This window comes from Geoalkalibacter sp. (genome assembly GCF_030604225.1).
Classification (GTDB): Bacteria; Desulfobacterota; Desulfuromonadia; order Desulfuromonadales; family Geoalkalibacteraceae; genus Geoalkalibacter.
Genome location: NZ_JAUVWH010000078.1, coordinates 1 through 15,224 on the forward strand (window position 1 = coordinate 1; position 15,224 = coordinate 15,224).

Genomic DNA, 15,224 nt, shown 5'->3' on the forward strand with positions numbered 1-15,224 from the left:
AGGCCGCCATGAGGCCGGCCGTTACCGCCATGAACACCGTGAGCATGGCAAAACGCAAAGTGCCGTAATAGCGGATTTGCAAAGAAAGTTCGGTAAGTTTTTGCATGATGCGGTTCCATCCGCTGGTAGTTTGAAAAATTTTACCAGAGGATGGGACGCAAGGAAGGCGGGAAATGAGAATTGCCTGGGCGCAGATTGGCGATTAATGGATGAACTCCAGCGCCAGCCGCCCCACGCCCAGACCGATGGCTGAGCCGAGCAGGGCGCCGACCAGCACGTCGGTGGGATAGTGCAGGCCGAGGAAGATGCGCGACAGGCCGATGAGGATGGCGGCGGGCAGAAAGAAGGCCAGGGAGCCGGGCAGCAGCACCGCCAGGGTGCCGCACACGGCAAAGGCGGTCATGGTGTGCCCCGAGGGAAAGGAAAAGCGGTCCGGTGGGAGCATCTGGCAGGGTAGGTCGACCCATACCTCGAAGGGGCGGGGACGGCCGATGAGGTTCTTGAGAATCTTGAAGAGGCTCACGCACAAGACGATGGACAGGGCCGTGGCCAGGACCGCCCAACGGCCGGTGCTGCCGCCCGTCGCCAGCAGGACCAGGGCGGTGAGGTACCAAAGGGGGGCGTCGCCCAGGCGGCTGGCGAGGCGCATCAGGGTCGTGAGGGGTTTGTAGCGGCGCAGATCGCAGAAGCGCAGCATCATCCGCGCTTCCTTGGGGGTGATGTGGCGGGCGTAGTAGTCCACCAGATCACCGGCAAGTTTGGGTTTTTTCGGCATCAACATGGCTTAGCTCCTTTCTTTCCTCGTTTTGCTGGGGTGCCAGGGCGGATTGAGCACCCGGACCGGTGGTTGGTTTTTGGCAGACCTCCACATAGGCCTGTCGCACCACGTCGTTGATGTCTTGCCAGTTCTGTTTCTGGGCATAGGCGCGGGCGTTGGCGCCGAGGCGTCGGCGCTTTGGCGCATCTTGCATCAGCTCTTCCATGGCCCGGCTCAGGGCCGCGGCCTCGACGGTTTCCAACAGCAGGCCGGTCTCGCCGGGGCGAACGATATCCTGGGGGCCGGGAACCCTGAAGCCGATCACCGGCAGGCCGGCGGCCATGGCTTCGAGCATGACGTTGCCGAAGGTTTCCGTGAGGGAGGGAAAGGCCATGACGTCGGCGCATGCGTACAGGCGCGCGAGTTCCTCGCCCTGCCGATAACCGGTGAACACCACCCGCGCGTCGGCATCGGCGGCCAGCTGTTCGCGCAGGGGGCCGTCGCCGATGAGCAGCAGCCGCGCCCGAGGAGCGGTGAGCCCGCGGAAGGCGCGCAGGAGCAACGGCAGGTTCTTTTCGGCGGCGAGGCGGCCGCAGTAGAGAAACACCAGATCCTCGGGGCCGAAACCGAGGCTGCGACGCAGTTCCGGGTCGCGCTTGGCCGGGTGGAAGCGCTCGCCGTCGACGCCCCGGCCCCAGGTGGCGACCCGCTCGAACCCCTTGGCCAGCAGGATGTCGCGAATGGAGGCGGTGGGGCAGAAGGTGCGCGCCGTGCGGTTGTGGAACCAGCGCAGGTAGCGCCAGGCGCCGCTCTCGACGAACCCCAGGCGGTAGGCGCTCATGTACTGGGAAAAGTTGGTGTGGTAGGAACTGATCACCGGCAGACCCAGCCCTCGTGCCGCGCGCAGGGCCGACCAGCCGAGGGGGCCCTCGGTGGCGATGTGCACCACGTCCGGCGCCACTTCGCGCAGCAGTCGCCCCAGGGCCTTCGGGGTGGCGAAAGGCAGCAGAATTTCCGGATAGTTGGGCAGGGGTACCGCGGGAAAGGTGGAGATGGCGAGGCCGGGTTTCGGCGTCGATGTCCCCTCGCGGTAGCGGGGAATCAGCAGGTGGGCTTGGTCGCCCTGGGCGAGAAGATGTTCGACCAGGCGGTTGAGGGTCTGGGAGACACCGTTGATCTGCGGCAGGAAGGTTTCGGTGACGATGGCGACTTTCAGGGCTATCCTCCTGGGGGCCTGAGAATGGTCAGGGCATCGCGTGCCACGGAAAATTCCATGGGCAGGCGACCGATAAGGTCGCCGTCGGCCTGAACCGGCAAGGGTTTGGCGCAGCGCAGGCTGACCGTTTGGGCCTTGCGGTAGAGCACGTCGGAGAGCTCCAGATGGCGGCCGCGGGCGATGCCGCCGGCGTAGCGCAGCAGCGGCAGCAAGCCGCGCCGCTGAAAAATGCACAGGTCGAGTTCGGGCAGATGCAGGCCGGCCAGCGGGGTCGCCTGGAAGCTGCCGCCGTAATGCCGGGCCTTGCCGATGATGATCCCGTAGCCGTGCAGGGTTTCGCCGTCGGCGATGATGTCGAGCTGCTGGCTGGGCGGGGCGAGCAGCACCTTGAGACCGGTCAGGACATAGGCCAGCTTGCCGAGCATTTTCTTCAGCCCCAGATCGAGCTCGTAGACCACCTGGGCGTCGAAGCCCACCCCGGCCATGAGCAGAAAGTAGCGCTCGCCGGCGCGGCCGAGATGCACCCGCTCGGCGCGGCCCTCGGCGATGGTGGCGATGGCTTTTTGCAGATCGTTGCCTAGGCCGATTTCCTGGGCAAAGACGTTGGCCGTGCCGATGGGCAGGATACCCAGGGGGATGTCGCTGCCGGCCAGACCGTTGATCACCTCGTTGATGGTGCCGTCGCCGCCCGCCGCCACCAGCACGGCCGGGCGCTGCTTGATGGCTTCGCCGCACAACTCCTGGCCGTCGCCGCGCTTGCTGGTGTACCAGAGATCGACCCGCGCTCCGCGGCGACGCAGGGCGGCCACCGCCTCTTCGATGCGTTGCGGGCCCTGGCGTCCGGCGGTGGGGTTGGCGATGACGATGATGTGGCGGTTGCTGAGCTCCATTGCATGTCCTTCCCGGGATATTGGGGGGCCGATGTTTGGCTCCGGTTAAAGGGATGTCAGGATTCGATTATTTTTTTCTGAAAATGTCTCGGGGATTGTAGCTTTTTTGGGGGCGGCTGGTAAAAATTTAAAAATAACGGCTTGTTGGATTGTTGTCGGAACGGCAGTTGCTGAACGTCATATGGAGCAAACACCGAAGGGTCACACCTTCACCACCAGCGGAGGAGGACGACATGCCACAGGAATACAAGATGCAGGAAGCCCTCAGGATGGCGATTCTGGCCAAGAAGAACCTCATGGACTTCTATCGCGAAGCCGCCGCCCTCACCGAGAACGAAAACGGCAAGAAAGTGTTGACCCGCCTGGCCGACGAGGTGCGGGAGAATGCCCAAAAGTTTTTCAACTATTACAAATGGGATGATCTCGGCACCTTCGGGGAGCTGATCAATGCACCGCCCAAGGCCGATTCGGTGATGCTGGTCGAGTTGAAAAAGGCTCTCGACAAGAACCTTCACGAACGCCGCGCCCGCGAGTTGGCCCTCAAGGAGGAGGAAGACCTGGAAAGAACATTCCGCCTCGCCGCCTCGCACATCATCGATCCCCAGGTGCGCGCCATCTTCGAGGAGGTGGCCCGCGACACGCGCAACCACTACGCCATCATCGAATCCGAATATGCCCGCACCATGGCCATGGTGCATGAAACCGACATCGATACCTATGTGCGCGAATAATCCCTGAGGGATGGTCATCGACCGAAAAAAGCCGCAAGGCCGTCACCCCGAGGGGCAGGCCTTGCGGCTTTTTTTGTGCGTTACGTCAGTCTACTTCGCCAGAACGAACCGGCCGTCCTTGACCTGCACGATCACCATGGAATCCACATCCAGACCGTTGTGGTCCTCGGGGGTGAGGTTGAACACGCCCGAGGTACCGACAAAGCCCTTGGTTTCCTCGATGGCTCGGCGCAGCGCCTTGGGTTCGATGCCGGCTTTTTTCAGCGCCTCGGCGACAATCAGAATCGCATCCCAGGCATAGCCCGAATGGGTGTTGATGGGGAACTGGCGGTCGTAGCCTTTTTCCGTGTAGAGGCGGATGAACTCTCGGATCACCGGTTTTTGCGGATCGCTGTCGGGCAGCTCCTCGACCACCATGAGCTTGGTGGCGGGCATGCGGTCGCCCTCGGCGGCGGCGCCGGCCAGCTCGATGTACTTGGGATCGGGCAGGCCGTGGCACTGGAAAAGCGGGATGTCGATGGCCAGTTGCACGCGGTTTTTGGCGACGATAGCGCCGGCGGGGCCGATGGTCCAGCAGACGATGGCCTGGGGCGCGGCGTTCTTGAGCCGGGTGAGCTGCGCGGTCATGTCCGTGTCGTTGGGACCGAAGGACTCCTGGGCGACGATCTCCAGGCCGAATTCAGGGGCCAATTGCTCCAGCCAGCCCTGGCCGTCCTTGCCGAAGCCGTCGGAGGCGACCAGCAGGGCGACGCGGGTGAGGCCCTGCTCCTTGAGGTACATGTAAAGGCGCTTGACGGCGGTGGAAGAACGCTGCGGCGACTTGAACACGTAGTCGAAGCTGCCGAATTTCTCGCCGCCCATGATCACCGGATCACCGCCCACGGTCATGAAGGTGGGGATGCCCTCCTTCTCGACGATGGGCTTGACGTTCATGCCGGTGCCGGTGCGCGTCGGGCCGATGATGGCCGCCACCTTGTCCTTGTGGATGAATTTCTTGGCGATGTTGGCCGCCTTGGCCGGATCGCCCTCGGTGTCGCCGAGCACCAGCTGCAGGGGCCGGCCGTTGATGCCGCCCTCGGCGTTGATCTTCTCCACCGCCATCTCGGCCACCAGTTTGGTGGGCGTGCCGATGAACGCCGCCGGACCCGAAAGGTCGAAAAAGGCGCCGATCTTGATGGGTTTTTCCGCCAGGGCAGGCGCCGCGCACAGGCTCAGGGCTGCAACCAGGGCAAGAATTCGCTTCATGGGGTGTCCTCCTACAAACTGATTTTGGTTCAACGCAACGATGCAAAGGGATTTTCAATCGTCAAGCCATCGATTGAGCGGCCAGCCTGCAGGTCTTCGGTCAACAGCAGGCGAGCCCCGGCCGCTATGGCCGATTCGATGATCAGGGCATCCCAAAAGGAAATTTTCATGCGGCGGCAACGCTGAATCGCCGCAATGATCAGGGGCGGGTCGACCGGGGTGATATTGAGATCGGCCAACGTGGCGACGGCTTCTTCCGCGCTTTCCGCGGTCAGGGGCTCGGCAAGCTTGCGGGTCACCGTGACATAGAACTCCTGCAACACCTGGGTGCTGGCGACAAAGCGGCCGGCTTCGACCTCGTCGGCGAATAACTGGCGGGCGCGCTGCTGCTTGGCGGGAGCGTCCTGGTCAAACAGATAGACCAAAATATTGGTGTCGAAAAAGCTCAGCATCAGGCATTTCGCTCATGAAGGTCGTCACGGTTCCAGGTTTTATCGCCGCGCCGTGCATCGCTTTTGGCCGCCAGCTCGAGCAATCTTCGCGCTGCCTGCTGTTGATGTCCGTGCACGCCGGCATAGCTCTCAAGGTATTCGCGCAAAATCGCATTGACCGAGGTGCCCTGCTCCAAGGCGCGTAAACGCGCTTTTTTTAGGGCCTCGTCGTTCACGCTGATGGTCAGATTTGCCATGGACACCCCCCTTTCGTGCTTCACGGGAACAGTGTAGCACGAATCGCGATCGGGACAATCAGACGATCTCATCCTGGATGCGCGTGTCGAAAACCCGCCGGCTCTTGCGTTCCGAGCGGGGCAGGCTGCCGTAGTCGACCAGTTCGAGGTCGGCGGTGACCAGCAGCTGTTTCTTGATCTGGTGGCTGGCTTCGTGGATGAGTTCCGGGGTGCGCTTTTTGTCGACTCCCTCGGCGCGCTCGATGACCAGGCGCATGTGGTCGCGGCCCGAGCCGTCCTCGCGGGTGAGGTGGATCTGGTACTCGGACCCCAGGCCCGGCACGGCGGAGAGGATGGTGTCGATGCTCGACGGGTAGATGTTGACGCCGCGAAACTTGATGGTGTCGTCGGAGCGGCCCTTGATGCGCGAATGGCGCGGCAGGGGCGAGCCGCAGGTGCAGGGGCCGGGAATGATGCGGGTGATGTCGCGGGTGCGGTAGCGGATGAGGGGCGCGCCCTCCTTGCGCAGGCTGGTGACGACCATCTCGCCCCATTCGCCGTCGGGCAGGGGCTCAAGGGTTTCGGGATCGATGATTTCGAGCAAATAGTAATCGCCCCAGTAATGAATGCAGTCGTGGTCCGCGCACTCTATGCCGGTACCTGGCCCGTAGAGTTCGGTGAGGCCGGTGATGTCGAAGAGTTCGGCGCCGCCGAAGAGCTCGGAAATCTTTTTGCGCATGGAGCGGCTGGAGCGCTCCGAACCGTAGATGATGCGCTTCACGGCGATCTTGTCGGCGATGCCGCGCCGGTGGATTTCCTCGGCCATGAGCAGGGCCATGGAGGCGGTGGAGCAGAACACCGTCGATTGGAAATCGAGGAGAAACTGGATCTGCATATCGATGTTGCCGGGGCCGACGGGCACCGCCATGGCGCCGATTTTCTCGCAGCCGAGCTGAAAGCCCAGGCCCGCCGTCCACACCCCGTAGCCCACGGCGATCTGCACCCGGTCCAGGGGCGTGACGCCGGCCATCTGGTAGCAGCGGGCGAAGAAATGGGTCCAGTCGTCGATGTCCTTCTGCGTGTAGCAGAGCACCTTGCGCTTGCCGGTGGTGCCGGAGCTGGCGTGGATGCGCACGATCTGCTCGAAGGGCACGGCGCGCAAGGGAAAGGGATAGCCTTCGCGCAAATCGTCGGCGGTGGTGAAGGGCAGTTTTCGCAGATCAGCGAGATCCTTGATGTCGTCGGGGGTCAGTCCGGCGCCTTCCAGACATTGGCGATAGAAGCTCGAACCCTCCCAGACATGACGGAGGGTCCATTGCAGGCCCTTGAGTTGATGGGCGGCCAGTTCCTCGGCGGAGGCAAATGCGGGCATGAAATCAAGACGGCTCATGTCGGGTTTCTCCAGACGGATATTGGTCAGGCCCGCCGCGCCCAGGCGGCTGTGGGCCGGATTGGCTTCGGAGGCGGCGCCGAGAAAGGCGGCGCGCAGCTTGGGATCCTTGAGCAGCCGGCGGCTCTCGCCCTGCTCGACGATGCGGCCGTTGGCGAGCAGATAGGCGCTGTGCGAGGCCGACAGGGCGCGCGCGGCATTCTGCTCGACCAGCAGGATGGTGACGCCGCCGCGCGCGAGTTGATGGATGATGGCGAAAATCTCGTCGGTGATCAGGGGCGCCAGGCCCAGGCTCGGCTCGTCGAGCAGCAGCAGGCGCGGGCGTGCCATGAGGGCACGGCCCATGGCGAGCATCTGCTGTTCGCCGCCCGAGAGGGTACCGGCCAACTGCGCGGTGCGCTCGCGCAGGCGCGGGAAGCGGTCGAACACCTCGTCCATGCGTTCGCTGGTTTGGCTTTTGGGCAATTTGAGGGACAGGGCGCCAAGTTCGAGGTTGTCGCGCACCGAAAGATGGGGAAACACCTCGCGCCCTTCGGGCGACAGGGCGACGCCGCGCTGCACCATGCGCGCCGCGCTGCTGCCGGTGATCTCCTCGCCGTCGAGGAGGATGCGTCCCCCGGAGGGCTTGACCAGGCCCATCAGGCACTTGAGCAGGGTGCTCTTGCCCGCGCCGTTGGCCCCGACCAGGGCGAGCGTTTCGCCCTTTTTTACTTCCAGATCGATGCCGAACAGCGCCTGGGCGGCGCCGTAGTGGGCGGTGAGATGTTCCATGCGCAGCATCATGCGGTCGGCTCCATGCGCCCCAAATAGGCTTCGAGGACCAAGGGATTGCGCTGCACTTCGGCGGGGGTGCCGCGCGCGATGCAGCGGCCGCTGTCGAGGACCACCACCTGATCGGCGATGCTCATCACCAGATCCATGTCGTGCTCCACCAGCAGCAGGGTGTGACCTTCGGATTTCAAACGCACAATCTCCCGGCCGACGGCGGCGGTTTCCGCGGCGTTAAGCCCGGCCACCGGCTCATCGAGAAGCACCAGTTGCGGTTCGCCGACAAAGGCGCGGGCCATCTCCAGGCGCTTGCGGTCGCCATAGGCGAGAATCCCGGCGGGCCAGGCCGCCTTGTCGGCCAGGGAAAAGCGGTCGAGGGCCTCCAGGGCCCGCAGGCGCAGGCGGCGTTCGCGATGGCGCAAGGGCGGCAGGCGCAGCATGGCCGAAAAAAACGAGCGGCCCGCTTCCAGGGTCAGGCCGCAGAGCACGTTGTCGAGCACCGAGAGACGCGGGAAGATGCGCAGATTCTGAAAGGTGCGGGCGATGCCGCTGCGCGTCACCTCATGGGCGGGAAGGCCGGTCAGATCCCGGCCGAGAAAGTCCACCCGGCCCGCGCTGGGCGCGAGCACCCCGGTGATGCAGTTGATCAGGGTGCTCTTGCCCGCGCCGTTGGGGCCGATGAGGGCGGTGATGTCGCCGCCGCGCAAGCGGAAGGAGACCTCCTGCAGCGCCGGCAGGCCGCCGAAATTCTTGCTCAGGCCCTCAAGCGTCAGCATCGCGGGACTCCAGGCGGCGCCGGTAAAGGGCCAGGCGCTGTTTGAGCAGGTCCGCCAGGCCGGTGATCAGTCCCTGGGGCAGGAACATGAGGATCAGCACCAGGATCAGTCCGTGGATGAGATCCTTGTAGGTATCGAAGACCTCGATCCATTCGGGCAGCAGGGTGACCAGGGCGGCACCGAACAGGCTGCCCCAGATGGAGCCCAGGCCGCCGAGGACCACCATGATGACGAAATCGACGGAACGGAAGATGCCGAAGGAATCGGGACTGACAAAACCGTAGCAGTGAGCGAAGAGGCTGCCCGCCAGGGAGGCGAACACCGCCGAGAGCACGAACACCTTGACCTTGGCGCTGCGCACGTCGACCCCCAGGCAGGCGGCGGCCGTCTCGTCGGCCGCCAGGGCGGCCAGGCCGCGGCCCACGCCGCTGCGCACCAGGTTGAGGCTGGCGAGCAGCGCAAGCAGAGTGAAACTCCATACGAGGTAATGGAAACGACCTTCTTCGTCAAAGACAAAGTCACCCAAGGCCAGGGGCGGAATGCCGGAAAAGCCGCTGTGGCCGCCGGTGACGGGATGCCATTGCACGAGTACGGTGTAAACGACGATGTTGCAGCCCAAGGTGGCCATGGCCAGGTAATGACCGTGCAGACGCAGGGCGGGCAGGCCCACCACCAAGGCGACCAGCGCCACCAGGGCGGCGACCAGGGCCATGGCCGGCCAGGGCGGCAGGTTGAAGGCGGTGGTGGCGATGGCCGAGCCATAGGCGCCCAGGCCGAAAAAAGCCGCATGGCCCAGGGAGATCTGCCCCGCGTAGCCGATGAAGAGGTTGAGGCCGAGCACCACCAGGGCGTAGAGGGCGATGAGATTGGTCAACCCCAGGGTGTAGGGATTGTCCTCGACCAGGGGAAACACCAGCACGAAGGCCGCGAAAGCCGTGACCGTAAGCCCGGTGCGATGCAGGTAGAGGAAATAGAGGATTTTGTCTTTCGCGGTCATGGAAATCCGATGGCAGATTGTCCCCCTCCCTTTATGGGAGGGGGTGAGGGGGAGGGCGGATTGCCCTGAGCCAAGGCGCCCCCTCTCCCTGACCCTCTCCCACGAGGGGAGAGGGATAATGCGTTACATTCCCATCCCCCGGTGCAGGGCCGCGAGGTTCTGGGCGAGGAATTTTTCCGGCGCCAGGGTGCGAATCGCTTGTTCGCAGTCCGCCGCCGTGCAGAACAGCGCCCCTTCGCGCACGGCCAGGCCGAGCAGAACCAGATTGCTCAACACCGCGTTGCCCAGTTCGCGGGCCAGCCCGCCGGCATCGACGCGCATTCCCGGCCCTGGTTTGTCGGCGTTGATCAGCAGATGCCCCTCGGGCTTGAGCAATCCCTGATGCACCGCGAGATTGGCCTCCCACAGCAAGAGACCCACGTCGGCCTGGCCGCTGCGGATCAGCGGGCTGTGAAAATCGCCGACCTTGATGGTGGAGAGCACCGTGCCGCCGCGCTGCGCCATGCCGTGGGTTTCGGCGGTCAAGACCGGGATGCCGCGATCCACGGCCGCCTGGGCGATGACGCGGGTGAGAAACAGCACCCCCTGGCCGCCGATACCGCTGACGATGATCTGCTGTTTCATGGGCGCTTCTCCTTGACGATGGCCGCAACGGGGCACACCGGAATGCAGGTGCCGCAACCGACGCAGCGGTCCTGATCGACCAGCGCCTTGCCGGTTTCCGCATCCATCAGCAGGGCCGGGCACTCGAACTGATCGACGCATTTGCGGCAGGCGATGCAGGCCGCGTTGATGGTGACGAGAAAACTCTCCTGGCCGCGACGCACGCTGGGCTCCATGAGGCAGCCGTGGCGCGAGATGATCACCGCCACACCGCCTTCGGGCGCGCGGATGTGCGCATCGGCCAGGCGCAGCAGTTCGGCCAGGCGCGGCTGATCGTAGGGGTCGCAGACTTCGAGGAAATCGACGCCGCCGGCCCGCACCAGGGGTTCGATGGCCACCGCCTTGGCGGCGCCGCCGTCGGCGGCCCGGCCCAGATGCGGCACCGGCTGGCCGCCGGTCATGGCGGTGGTGGCATTGTCGAGAATCATCACGATGATGCGCGCCTTCTGGATGACCGCGTTGATCAGGGCCGGAATACCCGCGTGGAAAAAGGTCGAGTCGCCGATGGTCACCACCACAGTGGGGAAATCGCCGTCCTGGGCGTAGGCCTGATAAAAACCCGCGCCCTGGCTGATGCAGGCGCCCATGCAATGCACCGTATGCACCGCGCCGAGATTCATGCCCAGGGTGTAGCAGCCGATATCCGAGGGGAAAATCCCCTTGGGAAAGGTCTGCTTGATGACGGCAAAAGACACGCGATGCGGGCAGCCCGGGCACAGGGACGGCCGCCGGCCACGGCGCTCCGCCGGAACCTCGGGCGGACGCGGCAGGGCGAGGAAATCGGCCAGCACCTGATGCAGGATGTCGGGGGTCAGTTCCCCCTCGCGCGGCACCGCGCCGCCCTGCTTGCCGACGGCGCCGGGATGGGCCAGTTGCAGTTCGATGACCGGGTAGGTTTCTTCCAGCACCAGGATGTGGTCGTAGTCGCGATGCAGGGTCGCGATGAAATCCGGACTCAGGGGATAGGGCATGAGTACCTGGAACAGGTCGACAGCCTTGTCCAGACCGAGTTCGCCGAGCAGATCGACGAGATGCCCGTGAACGATGCCCGAGGCGACCAGAGCCGTGCGCGGGCGGCTGCCGTCGCCGGGCGCCAGGCGCGGCTGCCAGGCCGGTTCCCGGGCGATCTGCGCGAGCTTGGCGTTGAGCTTGCGGTGCAAGGCCGGAAGAAACGCCGGGGTGGCCGCCCAGCGCGTCGGATCCTTCTGGAAGTCGGCCCGCCGTTCGAGACGCACGGGCTCGCCCAGTTCGACGTTCTGACGCGCATGGCAGATGCGCGTGGTGGGGCGCAGCACCACCGCCACCTCGTACTGCTCCGAGAGCGCGAAGGCCGCCGGAATCATCTCCTTGGCCTCGGCGGGGCTCGCCGGGTCGAGCACCGGCACCCGCGCCTGCAGGCAGAACAGACGGGTGTCCTGCTCGTTCTGCGAGCTGTGCGGCCCCGGGTCATCGGCGACGATGGCGAGCAGGCCCCCCTTGACGCCGAGATAGGCAGTGCGCATGAAGGGATCGGCGGCGACGTTGAGCCCGACCTGCTTCATGATGGCCGCAGCGCGTTTGCCCGTGTAGCTCGCGGCCAGGGCGACCTCGAAGGCGATTTTTTCGTTCACCGACCATTCGACGTGCAGGGGCTCCACGGCCTCGGCGCGCCGGTCGATGACCGCCTGCAGAATTTCCGTGGAGGGGGTGCCGGGATAGGCCGCCGCGATCTGGCAGCCGGCCTCGATGAGCCCGCGGCCCATGGCCTCGTTGCCCATCAGCAGTTGGATATCTTTGACATCAGACATGGATGACCTCTCAGGGTGGTTGGAACCACCAATGCACGCGAAGGAACACGAATGGAAGCCAAGGCTCAATTGCCCTTCCGCTTTTGGGGTTGTTAGTTTATTCGTGCCTATTGGTGTCCATTCGTGGTTGACAAAAAACGGTTACTTGCCCATCAGGCCCTTGGGGCGCACGAACAGCACCAGCAGCAGCACGACAAAGGCGGTGACGTCCTTGTAGGCGCTGGAGAGATAGCCCGCCGAAAAGGATTCGAGCAGTCCCAGGCACAACCCGCCGAGGATGGCGCCGGGAAAGGAGCCGAAGCCGCCGAGAATGGCCGCCGCGAAACCCTTGAGGCCGAGCAGCACCCCCACATCGTAGCTCAGGGTGGTGATGGGGGTGACCAGCACCCCGGCCAGCCCGCCGAGGGCGCCGGCCAGGGCGTAGCTCGCCGCCCGCACCCGCCCCGCCGAAAGCCCCACCACCGCCGCCGCCGTGGGGTTGGACGCCACCGCGCGCATGGCCAAGCCGAGGGAGGTCTGGTAGAAAAAAAACACCAATAAGGCGATGGCCGCCAGGGTCAGGGCGAAAATCCACAGGGCCTGCGGGGTGATGGCGGCGCCCATCAGAACCAGGGGCGCGTCGCTGGTCAGGGGCGGCACCGCCATGCGGTTCTTGCCCCAGATCAGGCTCATGAGGCCGCGCAGGATAATGGACAGGCCGATGGTGATAAAAATCAGGATGAGGGGATTGTCCGAGCGCGCCGGACGCAGGCCGATGCGTTCGACCAGCAGTGCCGCCAGGGTCACGCCCAGGACCGCGGCGGGCAGCGCCAGGGGCATGGCCAGCCCGGCGGCGAACAGGGCCGAAAACATCAGCATGCCGCCCAGGGAGACAAAATCCACCTGGGCGAAATTGACGATGCCCATGGTGTTGTGCACCACGCAGAAGCCCAAGGCGATCAGGGCATAGATGGCGCCGCTGGTCAGGCCGGCGAAGACGAATTGCAGAAAATCGGGAAATGACGACAAGAAACAGCGCCCTCGACAGCAAAAATAACGCCCGGATAGGCGAATTCCCTAGCCTATTGCAGGAGGGTTCGCAGGTCAAGAACGACTTGCCAGCGATAGGCTTCCGGGGCTAGAATCGCCCCTCAATTCCACGCCAAGGACAACCGCCCCATGACCCAGCCCATGATTCTCGTCACCATGACCGGTCCCGACCGGCCCGGCATCATCGCCGCCATGACCGGGCAGATCGCCGAGGCCGGAGCGCGCATCCGCGACATCGAGCAGACCGTCACCCACACCCTGCTGTCCCTGTCGGTGGTCATCGATTTCCCGACCGGCGAGAGCAACCAGAAGCCGCTCATCAAGGATCTGCTGTTTCTTGCTAAAGAGTGGGGACTGGATCTGGATTTCCAGGTGCTCGACGAACAGGATTACCGGCGTCGCACGGGGCGAAACTCTTACGTTTTGACCATCATGGGGGGCGAGGTCAACGCCCGCGCCCTGGCCCAGATTTCGCGGATTCTGGCCGAGGATCGGGTCAATATCGAGCGCATTTCAAAGCTTACGCAAGGTCAGTTGCGCTGCGTCGAACTGCTCATCAATGTGCCCGCCGGCCTCGATGTGCGGACCCTCAACCGCAAGCTGCTCAGCGCGGGTGGCGATCTCGGCGTTGATGTGGCGGTGCAGAAGGAAAGCCTGCATCGGCGCGCCAAGCGCCTGGTGGTCATGGACATGGATTCGACCCTGATCCAGATCGAGGTCATCGACGAACTGGCGCGGCTTGCCGGAGTCGGCGACCAGGTGGCGCGGATCACCCACCGCGCCATGAACGGCGAACTCGACTTCCAGGGCGCCTTGCGCGAGCGCGTGGCGCTGCTCAAGGGGCTGCCCGCCGCCGCCCTGGAAGAGGTCTACCGCACCATCCCCTTCACCCCAGGCGCCAAGACCCTGGTGCGCATCCTCAAGCGCCTCGGTTTTCGCACGGCGGTCATCTCCGGCGGCTTCACCTTTTTCACCGACCGCCTCAAGGAGGAACTGGGCCTCGACTACGCTTTCGCCAACGGCCTGGAGATCGTCGCCGGCCAGGTGACCGGGCAGGTGAACGGAACTATCGTCGACGGCGCGCGCAAGGCGGAACTGCTCGAGGAGATCGCGCGCCGGGAGGGCATCGCTCTGGACCAGACCATCGCCATCGGCGACGGCGCCAACGATTTGCCCATGCTCGGCCGCGCCGGATTGGGTATCGCCTTCAACGCCAAGGCGCGGGTGCGCGAGGAGGCCGACACCCACATCAACCAGCAGAGCCTCGATTCCATCCTCTATCTGCTCGGCCTCTCCGAGTGGGAAATGGCCGAACTTGACGCATGAACCTGCCCCAACCGCTGCTTGAAGGCGTGCTGGTACGCCGCTACCAGCGCTTTCTCACCGAGGTGCGCCTGCCCGACGGCAGCCTGGTGACGGCTCACACCCCCAACACCGGCAGCATGAAGCAGTGCGCGGTGCCCGGTTACCGCGTGCTGATTTCGCGCAGCAGCAATCCGGCGCGCAAACTCGCCCATACCCTGGAACTCATCGAGGTCGGCGGCCACTGGGTCGACACCCACACCCAGCGCAGCAACCGCGTGGTGGAGGAAGGCCTGCAACAGGGACTCATCACCGAACTCAAAGGCTTTCAGGTGCGCCGCGAATATCCCTTCGGCGCCAGCCGCATGGATTTTTTGTTGGAAAATGACCGCGAGAAAGTTCTGCTCGAAGTGAAAAACGTCACTCTGTGCTGCACGCCGCGCCTGGCCTGCTTTCCCGACGCCGTGACCCTGCGCGGCCAGAAACACCTGCACGAACTGCACGCGGCCCTGGCACAGGGGTACCGCGCGGTGATTTTCTTTCTCGTGCAGCGCGGCGAGGCGCAAGCCTTCACCCCCGCCGACGCTATCGACCCGGCCTACGGTCGCCTGTTGCGCGAAGCCTGCGCCGCCGGCGTCGAGGCCCTGGCCTATCGCACGCGCGTCACCACCCGCGAAAACCGCATCGGTGAGCGGCTGCCGGTGGTGCTGTAAAGCACCAAGCCAGGCCCCCAAAAAAAAGCCGGAGCGCATTGCCCCGGCTTTTCCATCTTTCCCAGGTTTAAACTATTTTATTTCTTCGCCTTCTTCACCGTGTAGCCCACCAGGGCTTCGGGGGTAATGACGCGGAAGGTGAAGGATTCGGTCATGAACAGGTGGATTTCCTCGGCGGTGTGGTGATGATAGCCGATGGCGAAATCCTGGCCGAGGGTCAGTTCCAGATCGCCGCCGCGCGAGGCGGCGAGCAGTGCGCCCTGCACCGCGTTGGAGTAGGTGACCGCGCCGCC

At 64.5% G+C, this 15,224-nt stretch carries 16 protein-coding genes; 3 read left to right on the top strand and 13 right to left on the bottom strand.

Annotated features, from left to right (window positions below):
- Positions 1 to 202: 202 nt before the first annotated feature.
- From QAT43_RS09565 to QAT43_RS09575, 3 genes are read right to left on the bottom strand one after another with little or no spacing between them, the layout of a single operon-like run.
- Positions 203 to 775, bottom strand: coding sequence for a phosphatase PAP2 family protein (locus QAT43_RS09565; RefSeq protein WP_305042839.1), 573 nt, complete (start codon positions 773 to 775; stop codon positions 203 to 205).
- Entirely contained in the window at positions 747 to 2,087 is a 1,341-nt protein-coding gene (locus QAT43_RS09570) for a glycosyltransferase family 4 protein (protein ID WP_305042854.1), read from the bottom strand. The genes QAT43_RS09565 and QAT43_RS09570 overlap by 29 nt, the downstream gene beginning before the upstream one ends.
- Complete coding sequence (locus tag QAT43_RS09575) at positions 1,976 to 2,863, bottom strand: diacylglycerol/lipid kinase family protein (RefSeq protein WP_305042840.1); 888 nt, start codon at positions 2,861 to 2,863, stop codon at positions 1,976 to 1,978. Before QAT43_RS09575 ends, QAT43_RS09570 begins: the two co-directional genes overlap by 112 nt.
- A gap of 233 nt (positions 2,864 to 3,096) precedes the next feature.
- Here QAT43_RS09575 and QAT43_RS09580 point away from each other — a divergent pair, with 233 nt between their 5' ends.
- Positions 3,097 to 3,594: a ferritin family protein gene (locus QAT43_RS09580; protein ID WP_305042841.1), complete on the top strand. Its 498-nt coding sequence runs from the start codon at positions 3,097 to 3,099 to the stop codon at positions 3,592 to 3,594.
- 90 nt (positions 3,595 to 3,684) lie between these two features.
- Here the strand turns inward: QAT43_RS09580 and QAT43_RS09585 are convergent, their stop codons facing one another.
- The 9 genes from QAT43_RS09585 to QAT43_RS09625 all read right to left on the bottom strand — a co-directional run bounded on the left by QAT43_RS09585 (position 3,685) and on the right by QAT43_RS09625 (position 12,895).
- Complete coding sequence (locus QAT43_RS09585) at positions 3,685 to 4,839, bottom strand: ABC transporter substrate-binding protein (RefSeq protein ID WP_305042842.1); 1,155 nt, start codon at positions 4,837 to 4,839, stop codon at positions 3,685 to 3,687.
- A 29-nt stretch (positions 4,840 to 4,868) separates the two neighbouring features.
- Positions 4,869 to 5,291 carry a PIN domain-containing protein gene (locus QAT43_RS09590; RefSeq protein ID WP_305042843.1) on the bottom strand — a complete coding sequence of 141 codons (423 nt, stop codon included), beginning with the start codon at positions 5,289 to 5,291 and terminating at the stop codon, positions 4,869 to 4,871.
- Positions 5,291 to 5,527, bottom strand: coding sequence for a hypothetical protein (locus QAT43_RS09595; protein ID WP_305042844.1), 237 nt, complete (start codon positions 5,525 to 5,527; stop codon positions 5,291 to 5,293). Before QAT43_RS09595 ends, QAT43_RS09590 begins: the two co-directional genes overlap by 1 nt.
- Before the next feature lie 58 nt (positions 5,528 to 5,585).
- Positions 5,586 to 7,679 (bottom strand): ATP-binding cassette domain-containing protein, encoded by a 2,094-nt coding sequence (locus QAT43_RS09600; protein ID WP_305042845.1) that lies wholly within the window; start codon positions 7,677 to 7,679, stop codon positions 5,586 to 5,588.
- Positions 7,676 to 8,440, bottom strand: a complete 765-nt coding sequence (locus QAT43_RS09605; RefSeq protein ID WP_305042846.1) for an ABC transporter ATP-binding protein — start codon at positions 8,438 to 8,440, stop codon at positions 7,676 to 7,678. Before QAT43_RS09605 ends, QAT43_RS09600 begins: the two co-directional genes overlap by 4 nt.
- On the bottom strand, positions 8,427 to 9,437 hold the full coding sequence (locus tag QAT43_RS09610) for a branched-chain amino acid ABC transporter permease (RefSeq protein ID WP_305042847.1): 1,011 nt from the start codon (positions 9,435 to 9,437) through the stop codon (positions 8,427 to 8,429). Before QAT43_RS09610 ends, QAT43_RS09605 begins: the two co-directional genes overlap by 14 nt.
- Positions 9,438 to 9,560: 123 nt before the next feature.
- Positions 9,561 to 10,061 carry a 2-oxoacid:acceptor oxidoreductase family protein gene (locus tag QAT43_RS09615; RefSeq protein WP_305042848.1) on the bottom strand — a complete coding sequence of 167 codons (501 nt, stop codon included), beginning with the start codon at positions 10,059 to 10,061 and terminating at the stop codon, positions 9,561 to 9,563.
- Positions 10,058 to 11,887, bottom strand: a complete 1,830-nt coding sequence (locus tag QAT43_RS09620; protein ID WP_305042849.1) for a thiamine pyrophosphate-dependent enzyme — start codon at positions 11,885 to 11,887, stop codon at positions 10,058 to 10,060. The genes QAT43_RS09615 and QAT43_RS09620 overlap by 4 nt, the downstream gene beginning before the upstream one ends.
- Before the next feature lie 141 nt (positions 11,888 to 12,028).
- A complete protein-coding gene (locus QAT43_RS09625) occupies positions 12,029 to 12,895 on the bottom strand; it encodes a branched-chain amino acid ABC transporter permease (RefSeq protein WP_305042850.1) in 867 nt (288 codons plus the stop codon).
- Between the two features lie 150 nt (positions 12,896 to 13,045).
- Between QAT43_RS09625 and serB the strand changes: the two genes are divergently transcribed.
- Positions 13,046 to 14,242 (top strand): phosphoserine phosphatase SerB, encoded by a 1,197-nt coding sequence (gene serB, locus QAT43_RS09630; protein WP_305042851.1) that lies wholly within the window; start codon positions 13,046 to 13,048, stop codon positions 14,240 to 14,242.
- On the top strand, positions 14,239 to 14,931 hold the full coding sequence (sfsA, locus tag QAT43_RS09635; RefSeq protein WP_305042852.1) for a DNA/RNA nuclease SfsA: 693 nt from the start codon (positions 14,239 to 14,241) through the stop codon (positions 14,929 to 14,931). The genes serB and sfsA overlap by 4 nt, the downstream gene beginning before the upstream one ends.
- A 77-nt stretch (positions 14,932 to 15,008) precedes the next feature.
- Here the strand turns inward: sfsA and QAT43_RS09640 are convergent.
- Positions 15,009 to 15,224: encapsulin (locus QAT43_RS09640; protein ID WP_305042853.1), on the bottom strand; the 216-nt coding region annotated here is incomplete at its 5' end.

Excerpts from the sequence above, each read along its gene's own strand:
- QAT43_RS09565 (WP_305042839.1), bottom strand. The coding sequence starts at position 775 with ATGCCGAAAAAACCCAAACTTGCCGGTGATCTGGTGGACTACTACGCC.
- QAT43_RS09575 (WP_305042840.1), bottom strand. The coding sequence starts at position 2,863 with ATGGAGCTCAGCAACCGCCACATCATCGTCATCGCCAACCCCACCGCC.
- QAT43_RS09580 (WP_305042841.1), top strand. The coding sequence starts at position 3,097 with ATGCCACAGGAATACAAGATGCAGGAAGCCCTCAGGATGGCGATTCTG.
- QAT43_RS09585 (WP_305042842.1), bottom strand. The coding sequence starts at position 4,839 with ATGAAGCGAATTCTTGCCCTGGTTGCAGCCCTGAGCCTGTGCGCGGCG.
- QAT43_RS09590 (WP_305042843.1), bottom strand. The coding sequence starts at position 5,291 with ATGCTGAGCTTTTTCGACACCAATATTTTGGTCTATCTGTTTGACCAG.
- QAT43_RS09595 (WP_305042844.1), bottom strand. The coding sequence starts at position 5,527 with ATGGCAAATCTGACCATCAGCGTGAACGACGAGGCCCTAAAAAAAGCG.
- QAT43_RS09600 (WP_305042845.1), bottom strand. The coding sequence starts at position 7,679 with ATGATGCTGCGCATGGAACATCTCACCGCCCACTACGGCGCCGCCCAG.
- QAT43_RS09605 (WP_305042846.1), bottom strand. The coding sequence starts at position 8,440 with ATGCTGACGCTTGAGGGCCTGAGCAAGAATTTCGGCGGCCTGCCGGCG.
- QAT43_RS09610 (WP_305042847.1), bottom strand. The coding sequence starts at position 9,437 with ATGACCGCGAAAGACAAAATCCTCTATTTCCTCTACCTGCATCGCACC.
- QAT43_RS09615 (WP_305042848.1), bottom strand. The coding sequence starts at position 10,061 with ATGAAACAGCAGATCATCGTCAGCGGTATCGGCGGCCAGGGGGTGCTG.
- QAT43_RS09620 (WP_305042849.1), bottom strand. The coding sequence starts at position 11,887 with ATGTCTGATGTCAAAGATATCCAACTGCTGATGGGCAACGAGGCCATG.
- serB (WP_305042851.1), top strand. The coding sequence starts at position 13,046 with ATGACCCAGCCCATGATTCTCGTCACCATGACCGGTCCCGACCGGCCC.
- sfsA (WP_305042852.1), top strand. The coding sequence starts at position 14,239 with ATGAACCTGCCCCAACCGCTGCTTGAAGGCGTGCTGGTACGCCGCTAC.